Source organism: Chryseobacterium piscicola (genome assembly GCF_900156685.1).
GTDB lineage: Bacteria > Bacteroidota > Bacteroidia > Flavobacteriales > Weeksellaceae > Chryseobacterium > Chryseobacterium piscicola.
In genome coordinates, this window is the sequence record NZ_FTOJ01000011.1 from 30,012 (window position 1) to 48,045 (window position 18,034).

General features: G+C 35.5%; 16 protein-coding genes. 8 read left to right on the forward strand and 8 right to left on the reverse strand.

Translation table 11 applies throughout. The features are described from left to right. Positions 1-15: 15 nt before the first annotated feature. The 5 genes from BW939_RS14230 to ileS form a co-directional block, all read right to left on the reverse strand. A complete protein-coding gene (locus BW939_RS14230) occupies positions 16-666 on the reverse strand; it encodes a lipoprotein signal peptidase (RefSeq protein WP_076452688.1) in 651 nt (216 codons plus the stop codon). Then, on the reverse strand, positions 666-863 hold the full coding sequence (locus tag BW939_RS14235) for a DUF2683 family protein (RefSeq protein WP_076452689.1): 198 nt from the start codon (positions 861-863) through the stop codon (positions 666-668). Before BW939_RS14235 ends, BW939_RS14230 begins: the two co-directional genes overlap by 1 nt. A gap of 50 nt (positions 864-913) precedes the next feature. Further along, complete coding sequence (locus BW939_RS14240) at positions 914-1,159, reverse strand: DUF6576 domain-containing protein (protein ID WP_076452690.1); 246 nt, start codon at positions 1,157-1,159, stop codon at positions 914-916. Between the two features lie 84 nt (positions 1,160-1,243). Beyond that, the gene (locus BW939_RS14245; RefSeq protein ID WP_076452691.1) at positions 1,244-1,624 is read right to left on the reverse strand and encodes a TraR/DksA family transcriptional regulator; all 381 of its coding nucleotides are present in this window, start codon (positions 1,622-1,624) and stop codon (positions 1,244-1,246) included. Positions 1,625-1,683: 59 nt separating this feature from the next. Beyond that, positions 1,684-5,082 carry an isoleucine--tRNA ligase gene (gene ileS / locus BW939_RS14250; RefSeq protein WP_076452692.1) on the reverse strand — a complete coding sequence of 1,133 codons (3,399 nt, stop codon included), beginning with the start codon at positions 5,080-5,082 and terminating at the stop codon, positions 1,684-1,686. Between the two features lie 410 nt (positions 5,083-5,492). Here ileS and BW939_RS14255 point away from each other — a divergent pair, with 410 nt between their 5' ends. Continuing rightward, the gene (locus tag BW939_RS14255; RefSeq protein ID WP_076452693.1) at positions 5,493-6,785 is read left to right on the forward strand and encodes a flexirubin biosynthesis putative acyl-CoA ligase FlxY; all 1,293 of its coding nucleotides are present in this window, start codon (positions 5,493-5,495) and stop codon (positions 6,783-6,785) included. 35 nt (positions 6,786-6,820) lie between these two features. On the opposite strand, the gene BW939_RS14260 is transcribed toward BW939_RS14255, so the two are convergent. After that, entirely contained in the window at positions 6,821-8,065 is a 1,245-nt protein-coding gene (locus BW939_RS14260) for an NAD(P)/FAD-dependent oxidoreductase (protein WP_076452694.1), read from the reverse strand. A gap of 84 nt (positions 8,066-8,149) precedes the next feature. Here BW939_RS14260 and BW939_RS14265 point away from each other — a divergent pair, with 84 nt between their 5' ends. The 7 genes from BW939_RS14265 (at position 8,150) to BW939_RS14295 (ending at position 16,234) form a co-directional block, all read left to right on the forward strand. Next, positions 8,150-9,670: a flexirubin biosynthesis tyrosine ammonia-lyase FlxA gene (locus tag BW939_RS14265; RefSeq protein WP_076452695.1), complete on the forward strand. Its 1,521-nt coding sequence runs from the start codon at positions 8,150-8,152 to the stop codon at positions 9,668-9,670. A 47-nt stretch (positions 9,671-9,717) separates the two neighbouring features. Further along, the gene (gene fabG / locus BW939_RS14270) at positions 9,718-10,449 is read left to right on the forward strand and encodes a flexirubin biosynthesis SDR family reductase FlxB (RefSeq protein ID WP_076452696.1); all 732 of its coding nucleotides are present in this window, start codon (positions 9,718-9,720) and stop codon (positions 10,447-10,449) included. A gap of 90 nt (positions 10,450-10,539) precedes the next feature. Beyond that, positions 10,540-11,760, forward strand: a complete 1,221-nt coding sequence (locus BW939_RS14275; protein ID WP_076452746.1) for a beta-ketoacyl-[acyl-carrier-protein] synthase family protein — start codon at positions 10,540-10,542, stop codon at positions 11,758-11,760. 6 nt (positions 11,761-11,766) lie between these two features. Further along, complete coding sequence (locus BW939_RS14280) at positions 11,767-12,018, forward strand: acyl carrier protein (RefSeq protein WP_076452697.1); 252 nt, start codon at positions 11,767-11,769, stop codon at positions 12,016-12,018. Positions 12,019-12,097: 79 nt separating this feature from the next. Continuing rightward, on the forward strand, positions 12,098-12,982 hold the full coding sequence (locus BW939_RS14285; RefSeq protein ID WP_076452698.1) for an LpxL/LpxP family acyltransferase: 885 nt from the start codon (positions 12,098-12,100) through the stop codon (positions 12,980-12,982). 80 nt (positions 12,983-13,062) lie between these two features. Beyond that, positions 13,063-14,598: a phytoene desaturase family protein gene (locus BW939_RS14290; RefSeq protein WP_076452699.1), complete on the forward strand. Its 1,536-nt coding sequence runs from the start codon at positions 13,063-13,065 to the stop codon at positions 14,596-14,598. Next, the gene (locus tag BW939_RS14295) at positions 14,588-16,234 is read left to right on the forward strand and encodes a C45 family autoproteolytic acyltransferase/hydolase (RefSeq protein ID WP_076452700.1); all 1,647 of its coding nucleotides are present in this window, start codon (positions 14,588-14,590) and stop codon (positions 16,232-16,234) included. Before BW939_RS14290 ends, BW939_RS14295 begins: the two co-directional genes overlap by 11 nt. A 141-nt stretch (positions 16,235-16,375) precedes the next feature. On the opposite strand, the gene BW939_RS14300 is transcribed toward BW939_RS14295, so the two are convergent. Next, the gene (locus BW939_RS14300; protein WP_076452701.1) at positions 16,376-17,548 is read right to left on the reverse strand and encodes a DUF2062 domain-containing protein; all 1,173 of its coding nucleotides are present in this window, start codon (positions 17,546-17,548) and stop codon (positions 16,376-16,378) included. Next, positions 17,549-18,034 (reverse strand): hypothetical protein, encoded by a 486-nt coding sequence (locus tag BW939_RS14305; protein ID WP_028121050.1) that lies wholly within the window; start codon positions 18,032-18,034, stop codon positions 17,549-17,551.

An 18,034-nucleotide genomic window follows, 5' to 3' on the forward strand; every position in this document is an offset into this window, starting at 1 on the left:
AGGTTAAAAAACGTTTTAGAACTCAAGTCCATTTGGGAAAGCTTTTTTTCTGAAAATTAATAATAATGCTGCACCTATTGTGATAGCAGAATCTGCAACATTAAAAATATACTTAAAGAATTCAATTTGTTTTCCTCCAATTAAAGGCCAACTTTCTGGAACAGTCCAATCCACCAAAGGAAAGTGAAGCATATCCACAACGCAACCCTTCATAAAGTGAGAATATCCGTTTCCGAAGGGAACTAGTTTTGCCATGCCATCATACGGCATCCAATGTTTTGCTGTTTCATCATAAACTGTTCCGTGATCGAATATTAATCCGTAAAACATACCGTCGATAAGATTTCCAATGGCTCCAGCAAAAATAATTGCCATTGGGATAATAAGATAGTTTGATTCACCTCTTTGTAGCCATTTTTTAAATAAATACACCATTCCTGCAATCAGAAAAACTCTTATGATGACCAAAAAGTACTTGCCCAAAAGGCCACCAAATTCGAATCCGTAAGCCATTCCTGGGTTTTCAACAAACGTCAATTTAAACCAAGAAAAGACTTCAACCGAGTCGTTGGGAAACTTGCTCAGCTCGAAGTGGGTTTTTACATAGATTTTTGATGCCTGATCTATTAATAAAATGATAAAAGTTACCAGTGCTATCTTCTTCATTATAAATCTTTCTTTGGTTTGTCTTTGAAATTTCTAGCTGGTTTTTCCTTTTTTGAAGGAGAAATCCTTGGCTCGAAAGTTTGTGTTTTCGCACCTCTGGTGTGAAATTTTTCATATCGAATTCCCATGTCTTTCATTACACTTTTCAGTGCGTTTAGTTCCATTTGATTTTTTGGGTGTACAATTAATGCTTCCATTTTTATTTGTTTTTTAAGCCATGCAATTGCGATAAGAGCTCGCAACGCTTTTATTTCTTAGAAAGTTCGTTTAGTCGTTTTCTGTCTTTTGCAGATAAATCATTGATGCCATTCTTGCCCATTTTACCGAGAAGTTTGTCAATTTCCTTTTCTCTGTCTCGTTTCTCTGAATTAAATTTCTGATCTATGGTGAGGTTTTTAGGTTGATTAGGATAGAATTTGTTTTTAATTCTATCTCTGTTAAAATACCACAAAGCAGCTACAATGATGGTTCCTAAAATTAAATATTCACTCATAGATATAATTAAAAATTAGGTTTACATAATGTATAAAACATCATATAAACCCAATTTATTATTTGCAAAAATAAGATAAAAATATTATTTCTGCATATTTTTAGCTTCGATGCTCAATGTAGCGTGAGGAACTGCCAAAAGTCTTGGCTTAGGAATTAATTTACCCGTTACTCTGCAAACACCATAAGTTTTATTTTCTATTCTAATCAAGGCGTTTTTCAAGTCACGAACAAACTTCTCTTGTCGTCCTGCTAAAATAGAGTTTTGCTCCTTACTTAAGGTTTCTGCACCCTCTTCAAATGCTTTGAAAGTTGGGGAAGTATCATCTGTACCGTTATTCTGGTCGTTGATAAAACTTTCTCTTATTAATTTTAAATCATTCTCAGCTTTATCTATTTTTTCTTTAATGATTGCCTTAAATTCCTGTAAATCAGCATCGCTGTACCGTACTCTTTCGTCTGACATGGTTCTTTTTCTTTTTTAATAAAATTATGAAATGGAATATGAAAAACAATAACTGTATGTTAAATTTTTTCAACATTTATCTTAAATTTAACCTCATCTATCTCGATTTCGTTAAAATTTGATAGTGAAGATACAACATCTAATTTATCCGACAATACTTCGTCTGAAATATAGGTTTCATTTTTGCGAATGTCATTGATAAATGGCGAGGTTTCTTCGATAGAAATTATAATTCTATCGGTCAATTCAAAGTCTTTTTCCTTTCGGATATTTTGAATCCTGTTGATGAATTCTCTAGAGACACCCTCGGATTTTAATTCTTCAGTCAAAGTCAAATCTAATGCCACAGTTGTTTTCCCGTCAGAAGTTACGGTCCATCCCGGGATATCTTTTGTTGAAATTTCTACATCTGCTGTTGTAATTTCATATCCTTGAATTTCCACTTTTCCTTCTTTTTCTAAAGACGAAATCTGCTCTGATGTGAAATTAGCAATCTCATTACCAATCACTTTCATGTCTTTTCCAAGTCTAGAACCCAGCGTTTTAAAGTTCGGTTTGATTTGTTTTACAATTAAATGTGATGCTTCTTCAGCATTAATCAACTGTAATTCTTTAACGTTAACTTCTTGTTTAATTAATTCTGATACGGCTAAAATCTGCTCTTCAGTTTTTTTGTCTAAAACAGGAATCAATACTTTTTGTAAAGGCTGACGCACTTTTATATTTTCCTTTTTTCTCAATGAGAAAACCATACTTGTAATATTCTGTGCTAAATGCGTTTTTTCAACCAAATCCTGATCGATTAAATTTTCATCTGCAACTGGGAAATCTGTTAAGTGAACTGATTCAAATTTTTCTTTTCCAGTTACAGCGTTCAAATCCTGATACAACTGATCCATAAAGAACGGAGCGATTGGCGCAGATAATTTGGCAACAGTTTCAAGACATGTGTATAAAGTTTGGTAAGCAGAGATTTTGTCATCAGAATAATCTCCTTTCCAGAAACGTCTTCTGCATAATCTTACGTACCAGTTACTTAAATTGTCATTTACAAAAGTGCTAATCGATCTTGCAACTCTTGTAGGCTCGTAATCTTCGTATAATGCTTTTACTTCTTTAATTAAAAGATTCAATTCAGACAAAATCCAACGATCAATTTCCGGACGGTTTTCAATATCTTTTTCAGAATATTTAAATCCGTCAACATTCGCATATAAAGTGAAGAATGAGTACGTATTGTACAATGTTCCAAAGAATTTCCTTCTTACTTCGTCAATTCCTTCGATGTCAAATTTTAGGTTTTCCCAAGGATTTGCATTGGAAATCATATACCAACGTGTGGCATCTGGACCATAAACAGCTAAAGTCTCAAAAGGGTCCACTGCATTTCCTTTGGATTTGGACATTTTCAGACCGTTTTTATCCAAAACAAGTCCGTTACTCATTACATTTTTATAAGCAACAGAATCAAAAACGGCTGTTCCAATCGCATGAAGTGTGTAGAACCAGCCACGAGTTTGATCAACCCCTTCTGCAATGAAATCTGCAGGGAACGCCTTGTTATTATCAATTAATTCTTTATTCTCAAACGGATAATGCAATTGCGCATAAGGCATAGAACCAGAATCAAACCAAACGTCGATCAAGTCGCTCTCACGGTTCATCGCTTTTCCTGATGCTGAGATCAAAACAATTTTGTCAACGATGTTTTTGTGGAGATCAACCAAAGAATAGTTTTCTTCAGACATATTTCCGATTTCAAATCCTTTGAACGGATTTTCTGTCATCAATCCTGCTGCGATAGATTTTTCAATTTCATTGTACAACTCTTCAACAGAACCAATGATGATTTCTTCCTGTGCTGAGCCTGTTGAAGGATCTGTTCTCCAAATAGGCAACGGAATTCCCCAATATCTTGAACGGGAAAGGTTCCAATCGTTCACATTTTCCAGCCAATTTCCGAAACGTCCTTCTCCTGTAGCTTTCGGCTTCCAGTTGATTTCTTTGTTTAAATCTACCAAACGGTCTTTTACCGCTGTCATTTTCACAAACCAAGAATCTAACGGATAATATAAAAGAGGCTCATCAGTTCTCCAGCTGTGGGGATAACTGTGAACATATTTTTCAACTTTAAAAGCTTTGTTTTCTTCTTTTAAACGAATGGCGATTTCTACATCGACAGATTTTTCTGGCGCTGTTCCTGCATCATAATATTCGTTTTTCACATATTTACCTGCAAAATCTCCCATTTGCGAAGTGAACTTTCCTTGTAAATCTACCAGAGGAACGGGATTTCCGAACTCATTTAAAACCAACATTGGCGGAACTTCAGGTGTTGCTTCTTTGGCAACTTTCGCATCATCAGCACCAAAAGTAGGCGCGGTATGAACGATTCCTGTACCGTCTTCTGTCGTTACAAAATCTCCTGAAATTACTCTGAAAGCATTTTCTGGGTTTTGATAAGGTAAAGTGTAAGGCAATAACTGCTCATATTTAATTCCAACCAAGTCAGCACCTTTGAATTCCCCAAGAATTTGGAAAGGAATGGTTTTGCTTGATGAAGTATAATTGGCGAAATCTTCGTCAGTTCCCTCAATAAATTTTTTCCCGAACTGTTTTCCTGTTAAAGCTTTAGCCAAAACAATATTGATTGGCTCAAAAGTATATTGATTAAATGTTTTTACTAAAACATAATCGATTTTTGGACCTACTGTCAAAGCCGTGTTTGAAGGTAAAGTCCATGGTGTTGTAGTCCAGGCTAAAAAATGTACATCTCCGAAACCTTGTAAAAATGAAGGCAATGTTTCAGGAAGTGTTTTGAATTGTGCAACAATCGTTGTGTCGGTAACATCACGGTAAGCCCCGGGTTGGTTGACTTCGTGAGAAGAAAGTCCGGTTCCTGCTTTCGGTGAATAAGGCTGGATCGTATAACCTTTGTACAACAAATCTTTGCTGTACAATTGCTTTAGTAACCACCAAACGGTTTCCATGTATTTGGATTTATACGTGATGTACGGATCTTCTAAGTCAACCCAATACCCGATTTTTTCGGTCAGGTTATTCCAAACATCTGTATAACGCATTACTGCTTCACGACAGGCTTTGTTGTAATCTTCGATGGAAATTTTTTGGCCAATATCTTCTTTGGTGATTCCGAGTTCTTTTTCAACTCCTAATTCTACTGGAAGCCCATGTGTATCCCAACCCGCTTTACGGAAAACTTGTTTTCCGTTTTGCGTTTGGTAACGACAGAAAATATCTTTCAACGCTCTTGCCATAACGTGGTGAATTCCGGGCATTCCGTTGGCTGAAGGCGGACCTTCGTAAAACACAAACTCGGGATTTCCTTCACGGGTTTCTACACTTTTTTCAAAGGTTTTATTGGCTTTCCAAAATTCCGCAACATTCTCCGCTACGTCTATCAGGTTGAGGTTTTTATATTCTTTAAATTGGCTCATTGTAATTTCTCAATTTCGTTGATTAATCAAGTTGGCAAATTTAGTGATTTTTGTCGGTTTATAATATATGTTTTATTTTGATTCGAATTATTGAAAAGTTTACGAAAATTGAAGCGTTTTTTGAAGTGAATTTTAAATGGTTAAATGTGAATTTTTAAATTGTCTTACAAATAAAATCTGTGATTTTCATCAATAGGAGCGTGCTTTACTTTAGCCCGCTTTCAGTGTTGCCGCGTGAAATTGGCTTAAGCCAAAACTTGTTTTTTCTCTCGCAGATTTTGCTAATGACGCCAATTGATTAGATAAAATTTTAAAACAATGATCTGTGAAAATCTGTGTGATCTGTGGGAAAATTTAGCTTCCAACTTTTAATTTTAAATTAAATAAATTTGTCACCTAAATTTAAACTATTGGAACTCTTCCCACTCATCGAGAAATCAAGCATTCAGGACATCAAAAAATTCCAGGAAGAAAAACTTCAGGACCTTTTGCAGTATCTTCAGGCGCATTCACCTTTCTATCAGAAGTTATTCAAAGAAAATAATATTCAGATTTCTGATATCCAGACTTTGGAAGATTTGCAGAAAATCCCAACGACTTCAAAGAATGATATTCAGCAGAATAATGAGGACTTTTTCTGTGTTCCTCAAAATCAAATCATTGATTATAGTACGACTTCCGGAACTTTAGGTGATCCTGTAACTTTCGGATTGTCAGAAAAGGATATGGAAAGAATTGCCTACAACGAAGCGGTTTCTCTTTCGTGTGCCGGAATTTCTAAAGCTGACGTTGTTCAAATGATAACCACGATTGACAAAAGATTTATTGCTGGGCTCGCTTATCTTTTAGGTTTACGAAAAATGGGGGCAAGTGTCATCAGAATGGGCCCAGGAATTCCTGAACTTCAGTGGGATTCAATTTTTAGATATCAACCAAAATATTTAATTACAGTTCCGTCATTTCTTTTAAAAATGATTGATTACGCTGAGAAAAATGGCATTGATTATAAAAATTCTAGTGTTCTCGGAGCTGTTTGTATTGGTGAAAGTATCAAAAATCAGGATTTTACAGATAATATTCTTTCTCTTAAGATCAAGGAAAAGTGGAACATTAAATTATTTTCCACTTACGCATCTACAGAAATGAGCACTGCCTTTACAGAATGTGAATTTCAGATTGGCGGTCACCAGCATCCCGAATTGATTATTACAGAAATTCTTGATGATAATGAAAATCCTGTGGAAGATGGTGAAAGTGGTGAGTTGACAATTACAACGTTGGGAGTTGAAGCGCTTCCTTTACTAAGGTTTAAAACGGGAGATTTAGTTAAAGCTCATTATGAGCCTTGTGAATGTGGTAGAAATACGATGAGGTTGGGACCGGTTGTCGGACGAAAACAGCAAATGATTAAATATAAAGGAACAACGTTGTATCCACCAGCAATGAACGATATTCTGAATGATTTTGACGGGATTTTGTGTTACCAAATTGTAATTCAATCGAATGAAATTGGTTTGGATGAAATTATCATTAAGCTGAGTGCTGAAAGAGATGACGAAGGTTTTGAAGGTGAAGTAAGAGATCATTTCCGTGCAAAATTAAGAGTAAGCCCAAAAATTGAAATGGTGGATTTTGATGTTTTATCTAAAGCGGTATTTAATCCAAACAGCAGAAAGCCCATTAACTTTGTTGATCTAAGATAAATGAAAAACGGTCTGAGAATTTTCAGACCGTTTTTTTATGCTTGTTGCTTTTCTGTTTTGATGAAATTGGCTAAGTTTACAATGGCTGTATCGTGTATTCTCACAAATGTATTTTTTTTGTCCCAAACATAACCCGCCAAAACTGCGCAAATTTTTCTTTTTACATCGGCGTTTTCCGGTTGGTGGAAAAACAATTCCTGAAGATTTCCTGTGTACCATTCTTTTACATAAGTTGTAAAAACATTCACTCCATATAATATGTAGTCTGCAAATTCTGTCTGCCAATCTATCTTTTCGCCATTTAATTGTCTTATTGCAAGTTTTGCAGCCGTCATTCCGCCTTCGGTGGCAAAGGCCATTCCTGATGAAAAAACTGGATCAAGAAATTCAGAAGCATTTCCTGTTAAGGCAAAGCCGTCTCCAAATAGTTTTTTTACCGAACAAGAATAGTCTTTCAGGTGTCGTGGTTCAAAAAGAAAATCTACACCACCGAAACGTTTTACATAGTAATCTGAAAGAAAAATTGCTTTTCTTAAGGCCTCGGTTGTATCTCCATTTTCAGAAAGTTTATCGATATAATCAGTAGGTCCCACAATTCCTATACTCGTATTTCCATTGGAGAAAGGAATTACCCATAGCCAAACCTCTGTTTCGATAATGTCAAAAGAAATCAAGGTTCCTTCTTCACCTTTTTCTCTGTTAACATCTTCAACGTGAGCAAAAATTGCAGAGTGGGGTGAAAGCTTTGAGGGTTTTTCTAAATCTAGTAGTCTCGGAAGAACTCTCCCGTAACCGCTTGAATCAATTACGAATTTTGCATGGATTTCCTTCGTTTCACCTTCTTTTGTCGTTACGGTCGTAATGGAATCTGTCCCGTTAAATTCAATACCAATCACCTCAGTTTCAAATTCAAGATCAACTCCTTTATTAATCACTTCCTGAGCCAAAGTATTGTCAAAATCTGCTCTAGGAACCTGCCATGTCCAGTCCCAGCCTTTCCCGAATTTGTTGCTGAAATCGAAAATACATACTTCGTTTCCTCGCATAAAACGTGCTCCGAGTTTCTTTTCGAAGCCCATTTTATCTAATGCAGGAAATAATCCGGCTTCTTCAAAATGATCCATCACTCGCGGAATCAAGCTTTCGCCGACTACAAGTCTCGGGAATTTTGCCTTTTCTACTACTTTCACGTTGATGTTATTCTTCTTCAGATATGCGGAAGAGACGCAACCAGAAGGTCCAGCTCCAATAACTAAAACATCAACAATTTCTTTGTTCATTTGTTTAATAAAACTTTTATCTTTGCGCAAAATTAGTGACAATTAATTGTATTTTACAAAATTATATACTATTACTTTTAATAGATGAAAATAAATAACTTTTTAGAACTGAGAGATTTTCAGAGAATTATTATTGAAAACGAAAGCATAGAATTAGATCCATCACTTCTCCAGAGAGTGAATGAAAGTTTTTCTTTTCTAAAAGAATTTTCAAAAAATAAAGTGATTTATGGAGTCAATACGGGGTTCGGGCCTATGGCTCAGTTCAAAATAAGTGATGAAGATACCCATCAGCTTCAATATAATTTAATCAGAAGTCACTCTTCGGGTATAGGAAATCCGCTTCCGGCAGATGAGGTGAAAGCTTGTATGTTGGCTAGATTAAACACATTATCATTAGGGAATTCCGGAGTTCATGAATCTGTTGTTTTTTTACTTAAAGAATTAATTAACAGAGATGTTACACCATTAATTTTTGAACACGGTGGAGTAGGAGCAAGTGGAGATTTGGTACAATTGGCACATTTAGCTTTAGTATTGATTGGTGAAGGTGAAGTTTTTTATAAAGGTGAAAGAAAATCAACCAAAGAAGTTTTTGAAACTGAAGGTTTAGAGCCGATCAAAGTAGAAATTCGTGAAGGTTTAGCGTTAATGAACGGAACCTCTGTGATGTCTGGGATTGGTATTGTAAATGCTTACAAAGCCAATCAATTAACAGATATTTCAATTAAATTATCTTGTGCAATCAATGAAATCGTTCAGGCTTATGACGATCATTTATCAGAAGCTTTAAACGGAACAAAACTTCATGCTGGTCAGCAAAAAATAGCGGCCAAAATGCGCGAACATTTGTCTGATAGTAAATTGATTAGAAAAAGAGCCGATCATTTATATACTCATTTCGAAGAGCAGGAAAAGGTTTTTAAAGAAAAAGTGCAGGAATATTATTCTTTAAGATGTGTTCCGCAGATTTTGGGGCCTATTTTAGATACGTTGGAATATACTGAAAAAGTGTTAGAAAACGAAATTAATTCTGCCAACGATAATCCAATTATAGATGTTGAAAATCAGCATGTTTACCACGGCGGAAACTTCCACGGAGATTATATATCTTTGGAAATGGACAAGTTGAAAATTGTCGTGACAAAGCTCACGATGTTGGCAGAAAGACAATTAAACTATCTTTTGAATTCAAAAATAAATGAAATCTTGCCTCCTTTCGTCAATTTAGGTAAACTAGGTTTCAATTTTGGGATGCAGGGTGTTCAGTTTACTGCCACTTCTACCACAGCAGAAAGTCAGATGTTATCAAACTCAATGTATGTTCACAGTATACCTAATAATAATGATAATCAGGATATTGTAAGCATGGGAACCAATGCTGCAGTGATTTGCAGAAAGGTCATTGAAAATGCATTTGAAGTACTGGCGATTGAAGCAATCACGATCATTCAGGCAATTGAATATCTTGATTTTAAAGATCAAGTTTCATCGTCAACAAGAGAATTGTACGACGCAATTAGAAAGATTATACCAGCATTTTCAAATGATATGGTGATGTATCCTTATTTGGAGGAAGTGAAAAAATATTTAAAGACAATGTAATTATTGGCTACTTTTAGTTGTCAATATTTAAATAAACTAAAACACACATGAAATGTGCAATCATCACAGGTGGTTCCCGAGGTATCGGAAGAGCAATCTGTATAAAACTGGCAGAAGAAAAAAATTATCATATTCTCATCAACTACACTTCCAATGAAGCTGCAGCAAAGGAAACTTTGGCTAAAGTTGAAGAATTGGGTTCTACAGGAGAAATCCTTAAATTCGATGTAGGAAATGCCGAGGAAACTCAACAGATTTTAAACGAATGGCAGGAAAAAAATCCAAAAGCTATCGTTGAGGTTATCGTTAATAATGCCGGAATTACAAGAGACGGATTATTCATGTGGATGCCAAGTGAAGACTGGAACTCTGTGATTAACACGAGTTTGAATGGTTTTTATAACGTCACCAATTTCTTCATTCAGAAGTTATTGAGAAACAAATACGGAAGAATCATTAATATGGTTTCTGTTTCCGGAGTAAAAGGAACTGCCGGACAAACCAATTACTCAGCCGCAAAAGGCGCTTTGGTGGGCGTTACAAAAGCTCTCGCTCAGGAAGTTGCCAAGAGAAACATCACGGTAAATGCCGTGGCGCCAGGTTTCATAAAAACGGATATGACGCAGGATTTCAATGAAGACGAACTGAAGGCCATGATTCCTGCAAACCGTTTTGGTGAAGCGGAAGAAGTGGCAGATTTGGTTGCGTTTTTAGCGTCAAAAAAAGCATCTTACATCACAGGAGAAATTATTAATATCAACGGCGGAATTTATTCGTAAATAACGTGCCAATGTAGCAATGAAGCAATTTAGCAATATTTAAAATTGTTACATACATTGCTAAATTGATACATTGTTAAATTTAAAATGATGGAAAATAGGGTAGTCATTACCGGAATGGGAATTTATTCTTGCATCGGAACTTCTTTGGAAGAGGTGAAAGAATCTCTATACGAAGGTAAATCCGGAATTGTTTTGGTTGATGAAAGAAAAGAATTTGGTTTCAGATCTGGTCTTAGTGGGGTAGTTCCGAAACCTGATCTGAAAAATCTTCTCAGCAGACGACAACGCGTAAGCATGGGAGAAGAAAGCGAGTACGCCTATGTAGCAACCCTTGATGCTTTGAAACAAGCGAATATCGACCAAGATTTTTTAGACCAAAATGAAGTTGGAATTTTATACGGAAACGACAGCGTTTCAAAAGCTGTTGTAGAATCTATCGACATTGCGAGAGAAAAAAAAGATACGACATTAATGGGTTCAGGAGCGATTTTCAAATCGATGAACTCCACTGTGACAATGAATCTTTCTACCATTTTTAAATTAAGAGGAATCAATTTAACCATCAGCGCAGCCTGTGCTAGCGGTTCTCATTCTTTGGGATTTGCTTATATGATGATTAAAAACGGGTTTCAAGAGACTATCATTTGCGGTGGGGCCCAGGAAACGAACAAATATTCTATGGCAAGTTTTGATGGTTTAGGAGTTTTTTCAGTAAGAGAAAATGAACCTACCAAAGCTTCAAGACCTTTTGATTCGGGAAGAGACGGGCTTATTCCTAGCGGAGGTGCAGCCACCATGATCGTGGAAAGTCTAGAATCTGCACAGAAAAGAGGTGCTACAATCCTTGCAGAAATTGTAGGCTACGGATTCTCATCCAACGGCGGACATATTTCTACGCCTAATGTAGACGGCCCAGCTCTGGCTATGGAAAGATCTCTGAAACAAGCCCATCTTTCTCCAAAAGACATAGATTACATCAATGCCCACGCAACTTCTACACCTTTGGGCGATGCCAATGAAGCTAAAGCAATCTATGAAATTTTTGGAAGTAAAGTTCCGGTAAGTTCTACCAAATCGATGACCGGTCATGAATGTTGGATGGCAGGTGCTAGTGAAGTGATTTATTCGATCCTCATGATGCAGAACGATTTTGTGGCCCCGAATATTAATTTGGAAAACCCCGATGAAGACGCAAAAAAGATAAATTTAATCTCCGAAACTACAAATCAAAAAATTGACGTATTTTTGTCAAATTCTTTCGGATTTGGGGGAACCAACTCTGCATTAATCGTTAAAAAATTTGAATAAATAAACATGGAAAGAGAAAAAATTGTTGCCATTGCTAATGATTTTTTAATCAATGAGTTTGAGGTAGACGCCGATGAGATTAGCAATGATGCCCATTTCAAAAAAACTTTGGGCTTAGACAGTTTAGATTATATCGATTTGGTTGTGGCCATTGAATCTAATTTCGGTGTTAAATTAGGTGAAGTTGATTTCAAAAATATCATCACTTTTAACGATTTCTACTCGATAATCGAAAATAAAATCACTCAAAAAGTATAACTGTGTATTAATCTGGAGATGTATCAATAGATTTTAAAATTGTTACACTGTTCCATTGATATATTGTTAAATTGAAACTATGAATAAGTGGAAAGGCAAATCTAAAGGCACAATTTTAGGATATAGAATCTTCGTCTGGTGCATTAGAAACATAGGAATCCGCAGTTCATATTTTGTGCTTTATTTTGTTGCTTTGTACTATTTTCTATTCGAAAAAAAGAGCAACCATTACATCTCATATTACTTCAGAAAACGGCTCAAATTCAGTTTCTGGAAAGCCAAACTAGCAGTATATAAAAGTTATTTTACGTTCGGAAAAACGTTAATTGATAAAACGGCCATCTCAGCAGGGTTGAGAGGAAAATACACCTACGAATTCGACGGAATTGATACGCTCAAAAATCTTTTGGCCGAAAAAAAAGGTGGCGTCCTCATCAGCGCGCACATCGGTAATTTCGAAATAGCCGATCATTTTTTTGCCGATATTGATCTTGATTGCCAAATCAACTTAGTGACAACAGATCTGGAAGTTACAGTCATTAGAGAATACTTGGAAAGTGTTTCCGTAAAGAAAAGCAATGTGAAATTCATCTATGTGAAAGACGATATGTCGCATATTTTTGAAATCAATCAGGCGCTTTTAAACAATGAACTCATCTGTTTCACAGGTGACCGCTATTTCGAAGGCTCAAAATTCTTGGAAGCAGAACTGCTCGGAAAAACGGCCAAATTTCCTGCAGGACCTTTCCTTATTGCCTCCAGACTGCGCGTTCCCGTGGTGTATGTTTACGTGATGAAGGAAAAAAATCTCCATTATCACCTTTACGCAAGAGTTGCAGAGAACATAAAAAACCGAGATTCCCAAGGTTTGCTCAATTCCTACACCCAAAATCTGGAATCGATGCTCAAAAAATATCCACTACAGTGGTTCAATTACTTCGATTTTTGGGACGATATTGATTGATTTTCAATATATTTAGAGAAATAATTTACTGGTTGAGTAAATTTTACATCTAATGTCTACTATCTCAATTCTAAGAAAAAATGAAAAAAGAATACGACATATTGGTCATCGGCAGCGGTCTCGGCGGTCTTGTTTCTGCACTTATTTTAGCGAAAGAAGGCCTGAAAGTCTGTGTACTCGAAAAAAACAACCAGTATGGCGGAAACCTCCAGACTTTTTCACGAGACAAACTTATTTTCGATACAGGAGTTCATTATTTGGGCGGATTGTCTAAAGGGCAAAATCTCCATCAGTTTTTTTCTTATTTAGAGATTATTGAAGAACTTCAACTTCAGAAAATGGATGAGGATTGTTATGATAAAATCACTTTCGGAGATGATGAAATAGAATATCCTCACGCACAAGGTTATGATAATTTTGTAGAACAGCTTTCAAAATTTTTCCCTGAAGAAAGAGAAAATATTGAGAATTACTGTAAAGAAATTCAGCGAGTTTGTAACTATTTTCCGAGATACAATGTTGTAGCACAAAATAATTATAACCCAGACATTCTGCATCTCAATACCAAAAGATTCATCAAATCGATTACTTCCAACGAAAAACTTCAGTCTGTTTTGCTAGGGTCTAACTTTTTGTACGCAGGAGATTCTGAAAATACCCCATTTTATGTTCATGCTTTGACGGTTAATTCCTACATTCAAAGTGCTTACAAATGTACGAAAGGGGGAAGTCAGATTTCAAAATTACTGATTAATAAATTACGGAAATATGGAGCAGAGGTTCACAAGCATTCCGAGGTTACTGAGTTTGTTTTTAGTGATAATAATTTATTGAGTTCAGTAAAAACTAAAGATGAAAATGAATATTTTTCTAAACAATTTATCTCAAATATAGAAATTCGTTCAGCGATAAAACTCATTGGGGAAAACAGAATAAAGAAATCTTTTTACAACAGGGTTTTTAGCTGGGAGCCTACTTCGTCGTGTTTTAGTGTGTATTTGGTATTAAAGCCTAAGTCGATTGGCAGTTTTAACTACAATGTGTATCATTTTTTGTCTAAAGATTTAGTTTGGAATTCTTTTAAATATAAAAAAGAGAAATGGCCTGAAACTTATATGCTTTCTTCTACTTCTTCCAAGCACGATCCAGAATTTGCAGAAAGTTTAACAGCAATTTCTTACATGCATTTTACAGAAGTTAAAGAATGGGAAAATACTTTCAACACGATAGCAAGACAGCAAGACAGAAATGAATTGTACAAAAAATTCAAATTTGAAAAAGCGGAAAAAATGATTCAGGCTTTAGAAATAAAGATTCCGAATCTGAGAGAATCGATTAAAAATATTTACACATCGTCGCCATTGTCTTATCGTGATTATATCGGAAGTTTTGAGGGGAATATGTACGGTTACGCAAAAACCTCTGAAAATGCTTTAAAAACAATGGTTTCGCCACGCACAAAAATAGAAAATCTATTCTTAACCGGTCAATCTGTTAATATGCATGGGATTTTGGGTTGTACAATCGGAGCTTTTAATACTTGTGCAGAAATTTTGGGTAAAGAACTGATTGATGAACGTTTGCTAGAAATTTTAAATCAAACTAATGAAAATTAGATTTTTTATTTACTTTTTCTTAATTGGAAGTCTCATTGCTTGTGGGGTTTCAAAGTCTGTTAAACATATTCCTGATACCAAAAGATATTTGGTAGAGATTCCTAAAATTAGCAAAATCAACGATTCAACTTTTAGTTTTGATCAAAATTACTTAACAAAAAACAGGCAGCAACTTTGGGAATTGTACATCAAAGGCAATCCTTTGCAGTTGGGCTATAATAATGGAGCTTTAACGCTGGGTTTAATGCAGCAACAGGAAGAGATTTTCTTTTCAAAAGTAGAAACATTTGTTCCATCCAAATTTAAACAGAATCTTTTAAGAGGTTTTCTGAAATGGTACAACAGAAAAATGTATCTCCATGTGAGAGATGATTTTCAGGTAGAATTGTTGGGGTTGTCTCAATATTCTTCGGATAAATATGATTTTATAGCACCGAAATTCAGAAGAGCAATGTATCTGCATGGCGCCCACGATATTGGCCATGCAATGCAGGATTTGGCATTGGTAGGATGCTCTTCTCTAGCAGTTTGGAATGAAAACACCGAAGATGGTGATCTATTGATTGGAAGAAATTTTGATTTTTTCTTAGATGACGATTTTGCAAAGAATAAATTGCTGGAATTTGTAGATCCAGAAATTGGGATTCCCTATATGTCGGTCAGCTGGCCAGGGATGATTGGCGTGGTTTCGGGGATGAATAAAGAAGGAATTACAGTAACAATTAACGCTGGAAAATCTAGAATTCCAAAGATAGCAAAAACGCCAATTTCTTTAGTAACAAGAGAGATTCTGCAATTCGCCAAAAATATTGATGAAGCGATTGCGATTGTTGAAAAGCGGAAAGTTTTCGTGTCTGAATCAATTTTGGTAGGAAGTGCTAATGATAGAAAAGCTGTAATTATAGAAATTTCGCCAGTAAAAATTGGGGTTTTTAATGTTGAAAATGTCGCAAAGATGGTCTGTTCTAATCATTTTCAGTCAGATGCTTATAAAGATGATAAGATAAATAATAAACAGATATTAGAAAGTCATTCAGAATATCGTTTTACTAAGCTCAACGAGCTATTAAAATCCAATCCCAAAATTAATCCTGAAAAAATGGCTTCGATTTTACGAGATAGATCTGGGCTTAAAAATGAAAAGATAGGTAATGGAAATGAGAAAGCTTTGAACCAACTTTTGGCACATCACGCTGTGATTTTTTCGCCAGAGAAACGATTGGTTTGGGTATCGTCAAATCCGTATCAGTTGGGTGAATTTGTCTGTTATGATTTGAATACAATTTTTTCTGTTGAACGACTAAAAACAGGAGGACTTGCGAGTTCAAATTTAAATATTGCGAAAGATTCTTTTGTGGATTCTCAAGAATTTAAGAATTATGAAGAGTTTAAAAAATTGAGTTCGCAGTTTGATGAAGATAAATTATTGTCTAATGAATTTATCAAGCATTACCAAGCACTAAATCCGGATTTTTGGGTGGTTTATTTTCAAGCTGGAAAATACTATTTCAATCAAAAAGATTATCTGAAAGCGAAAGCTGAGCTTGAAAATGCTTTAACAAAAGAAATTACTACTATTCCGGATAAAGAAAATATTCAGAAATATCTAAAGAAGACTTTGAGGAAGTTGAAATAAATGACCAATCTCAAAATAATTGGAAAAAAGGTTACCCCTTGGCGAAGCGCAACCCGACTTGAACGGAAATCCTTTTTTGTGGCTGGAAAAGCGTAGGCAAAAAGATTGGGAGTGGAAGGCGGAAAAGTTGCCCAAATAATCCTACCCGTTTTCAGGATTTACTTTATTTAAAAAAAGATAAAAACCAACGCCCAAAATAGTAGAAACAGAACTGGCCAAAATGAGACTTCCAATAATGTACTGAAGCAGGTGATTTTTCACCAATTCGAAATTGATTTCGTGATTCAGAAAGTTGGTTTCTCCATCTACGAACGGCGCACCAATAAAGAGAGAACCCGCAATAATAAACGGAATAAATGGCGGGAAACTGATGTTTGAAGAAACAAATGCCAGCACTTTGTTGAGCTTGAAAATAACAGCCAAAGATATCGTTAAAGCCGTTTGAAAACCCCAAACCGGCGACAGACCAATGAATGCACCCAAGGCAATAGAGAGCGCTTTGGTGCGGTTGCTCCCGTCGCTTTCCAAGACATCTTCTTTGATGAAGTTCCTGAAACTTTTCTTTCTAAAATTATGGATGAAATTTCTGGGCTTGATGTACACCAAAGCGAAAAATACCAAAATCGTATTCAGTATACTGATTCTTGTAAAATCTTTAAAAGGTCTGAAATGAGAAACTCTTTCCGCAGGATCGTACAAAACTTTTATAGGAATATTCTTCACGGGAACGTGTCTCCAGGCGGTTCGGACGATAATTTCAATCTCAAACTCAAACTTTGGAGTATAGTACTTTTCCGGAATTTTATATAGAGGATATAATCGGTAACCAGATTGCGTATCTTCCAGCTTGATTCCGGTTTCAAACCAAAACCAAAAGTTAGAAAACCTGTTACCGAAACTGCTTTTTTTGGGAATTCCGTCTTGTGACATATTCCGGTTTCCGATAATTAAAACATCTTCGGTTGCATTCTGTAATGCTTCAATAAAAACGGGAATGTCGTCTGGATAGTGCTGTCCATCAGAATCTATAGTAATTGCGTAGTTATAGCCAAAAATCTTTGCTTTTCTGAAACCGATTTTCAAACCATTTCCTTTACCCTTATTTTCAGGAAGATTGATGACGGTAAGCTGAGAGTAATTTTCTAAAATTTCTGAAGTAGAATCCGTAGAACCGTCATTAATGATGATGATGTTTTGTGTATATTCTAAAACACCGTTTATTACTCTTTTTAAAGTTTTTTCGTTGTTGTAAGTAGGAATTAAAACGCAGATTTTCTTCTCGTTTATTGCATCTTGTACTTCAGAAATCAGCATTTATTTCAATGAGTTTTTTTCCGTTGCGGTCATTGTTTTAGACTGCATTGCAAATTTTTTAATATACACTTTCAGTACGGAATTTTGCCTTGTATAGTTACTCAAAATATAGGCTTTGTCTTCTTTTAAATTCTTAGAATATCCCACAATTTTCGGAATATTTTCTTGTATACTCATTCTGATGAGTCTCATTTCTACGTTGTTGGGGTTAGATTTTATCACGGTTTCCAACTCTGTAGCTCCAGATTTTACGAAAGATTTTCTCTTGTTTTTTTCTGTTGTCACTTTGGCTTCCAAAATTTTTGCAGCAGCTTTGTAACCTTTGATTAATGGGTCAGAAGAAGAGCTTTTATCAGCCAGTTCAATGAAGTTTTTTGCGCCTTCGTTTGAGGTATTGGCTTTAGAATAAGCATTTCTAAGGGCATCCAAATCTGATGTTTGAAAAAATAAAAACAAACCAGTGAAAAGAGATAATATCAGTTTCAT

Bases quoted from the DNA above. Each gene is read 5' to 3' on its own strand.
- BW939_RS14230 (WP_076452688.1), bottom strand. From the start codon at position 666: ATGAAGAAGATAGCACTGGTAACTTTTATCATTTTATTAATAGATCAG.
- BW939_RS14235 (WP_076452689.1), bottom strand. From the start codon at position 863: ATGGAAGCATTAATTGTACACCCAAAAAATCAAATGGAACTAAACGCA.
- BW939_RS14240 (WP_076452690.1), bottom strand. From the start codon at position 1,159: ATGAGTGAATATTTAATTTTAGGAACCATCATTGTAGCTGCTTTGTGG.
- BW939_RS14245 (WP_076452691.1), bottom strand. From the start codon at position 1,624: ATGTCAGACGAAAGAGTACGGTACAGCGATGCTGATTTACAGGAATTT.
- ileS (WP_076452692.1), bottom strand. From the start codon at position 5,082: ATGAGCCAATTTAAAGAATATAAAAACCTCAACCTGATAGACGTAGCG.
- BW939_RS14260 (WP_076452694.1), bottom strand. From the start codon at position 8,065: ATGAACAAAGAAATTGTTGATGTTTTAGTTATTGGAGCTGGACCTTCT.
- BW939_RS14265 (WP_076452695.1), top strand. From the start codon at position 8,150: ATGAAAATAAATAACTTTTTAGAACTGAGAGATTTTCAGAGAATTATT.
- fabG (WP_076452696.1), top strand. From the start codon at position 9,718: ATGAAATGTGCAATCATCACAGGTGGTTCCCGAGGTATCGGAAGAGCA.
- BW939_RS14275 (WP_076452746.1), top strand. From the start codon at position 10,540: ATGGAAAATAGGGTAGTCATTACCGGAATGGGAATTTATTCTTGCATC.
- BW939_RS14280 (WP_076452697.1), top strand. From the start codon at position 11,767: ATGGAAAGAGAAAAAATTGTTGCCATTGCTAATGATTTTTTAATCAAT.
- BW939_RS14285 (WP_076452698.1), top strand. From the start codon at position 12,098: ATGAATAAGTGGAAAGGCAAATCTAAAGGCACAATTTTAGGATATAGA.
- BW939_RS14290 (WP_076452699.1), top strand. From the start codon at position 13,063: ATGAAAAAAGAATACGACATATTGGTCATCGGCAGCGGTCTCGGCGGT.
- BW939_RS14295 (WP_076452700.1), top strand. From the start codon at position 14,588: ATGAAAATTAGATTTTTTATTTACTTTTTCTTAATTGGAAGTCTCATT.
- BW939_RS14300 (WP_076452701.1), bottom strand. From the start codon at position 17,548: ATGCTGATTTCTGAAGTACAAGATGCAATAAACGAGAAGAAAATCTGC.
- BW939_RS14305 (WP_028121050.1), bottom strand. From the start codon at position 18,034: ATGAAACTGATATTATCTCTTTTCACTGGTTTGTTTTTATTTTTTCAA.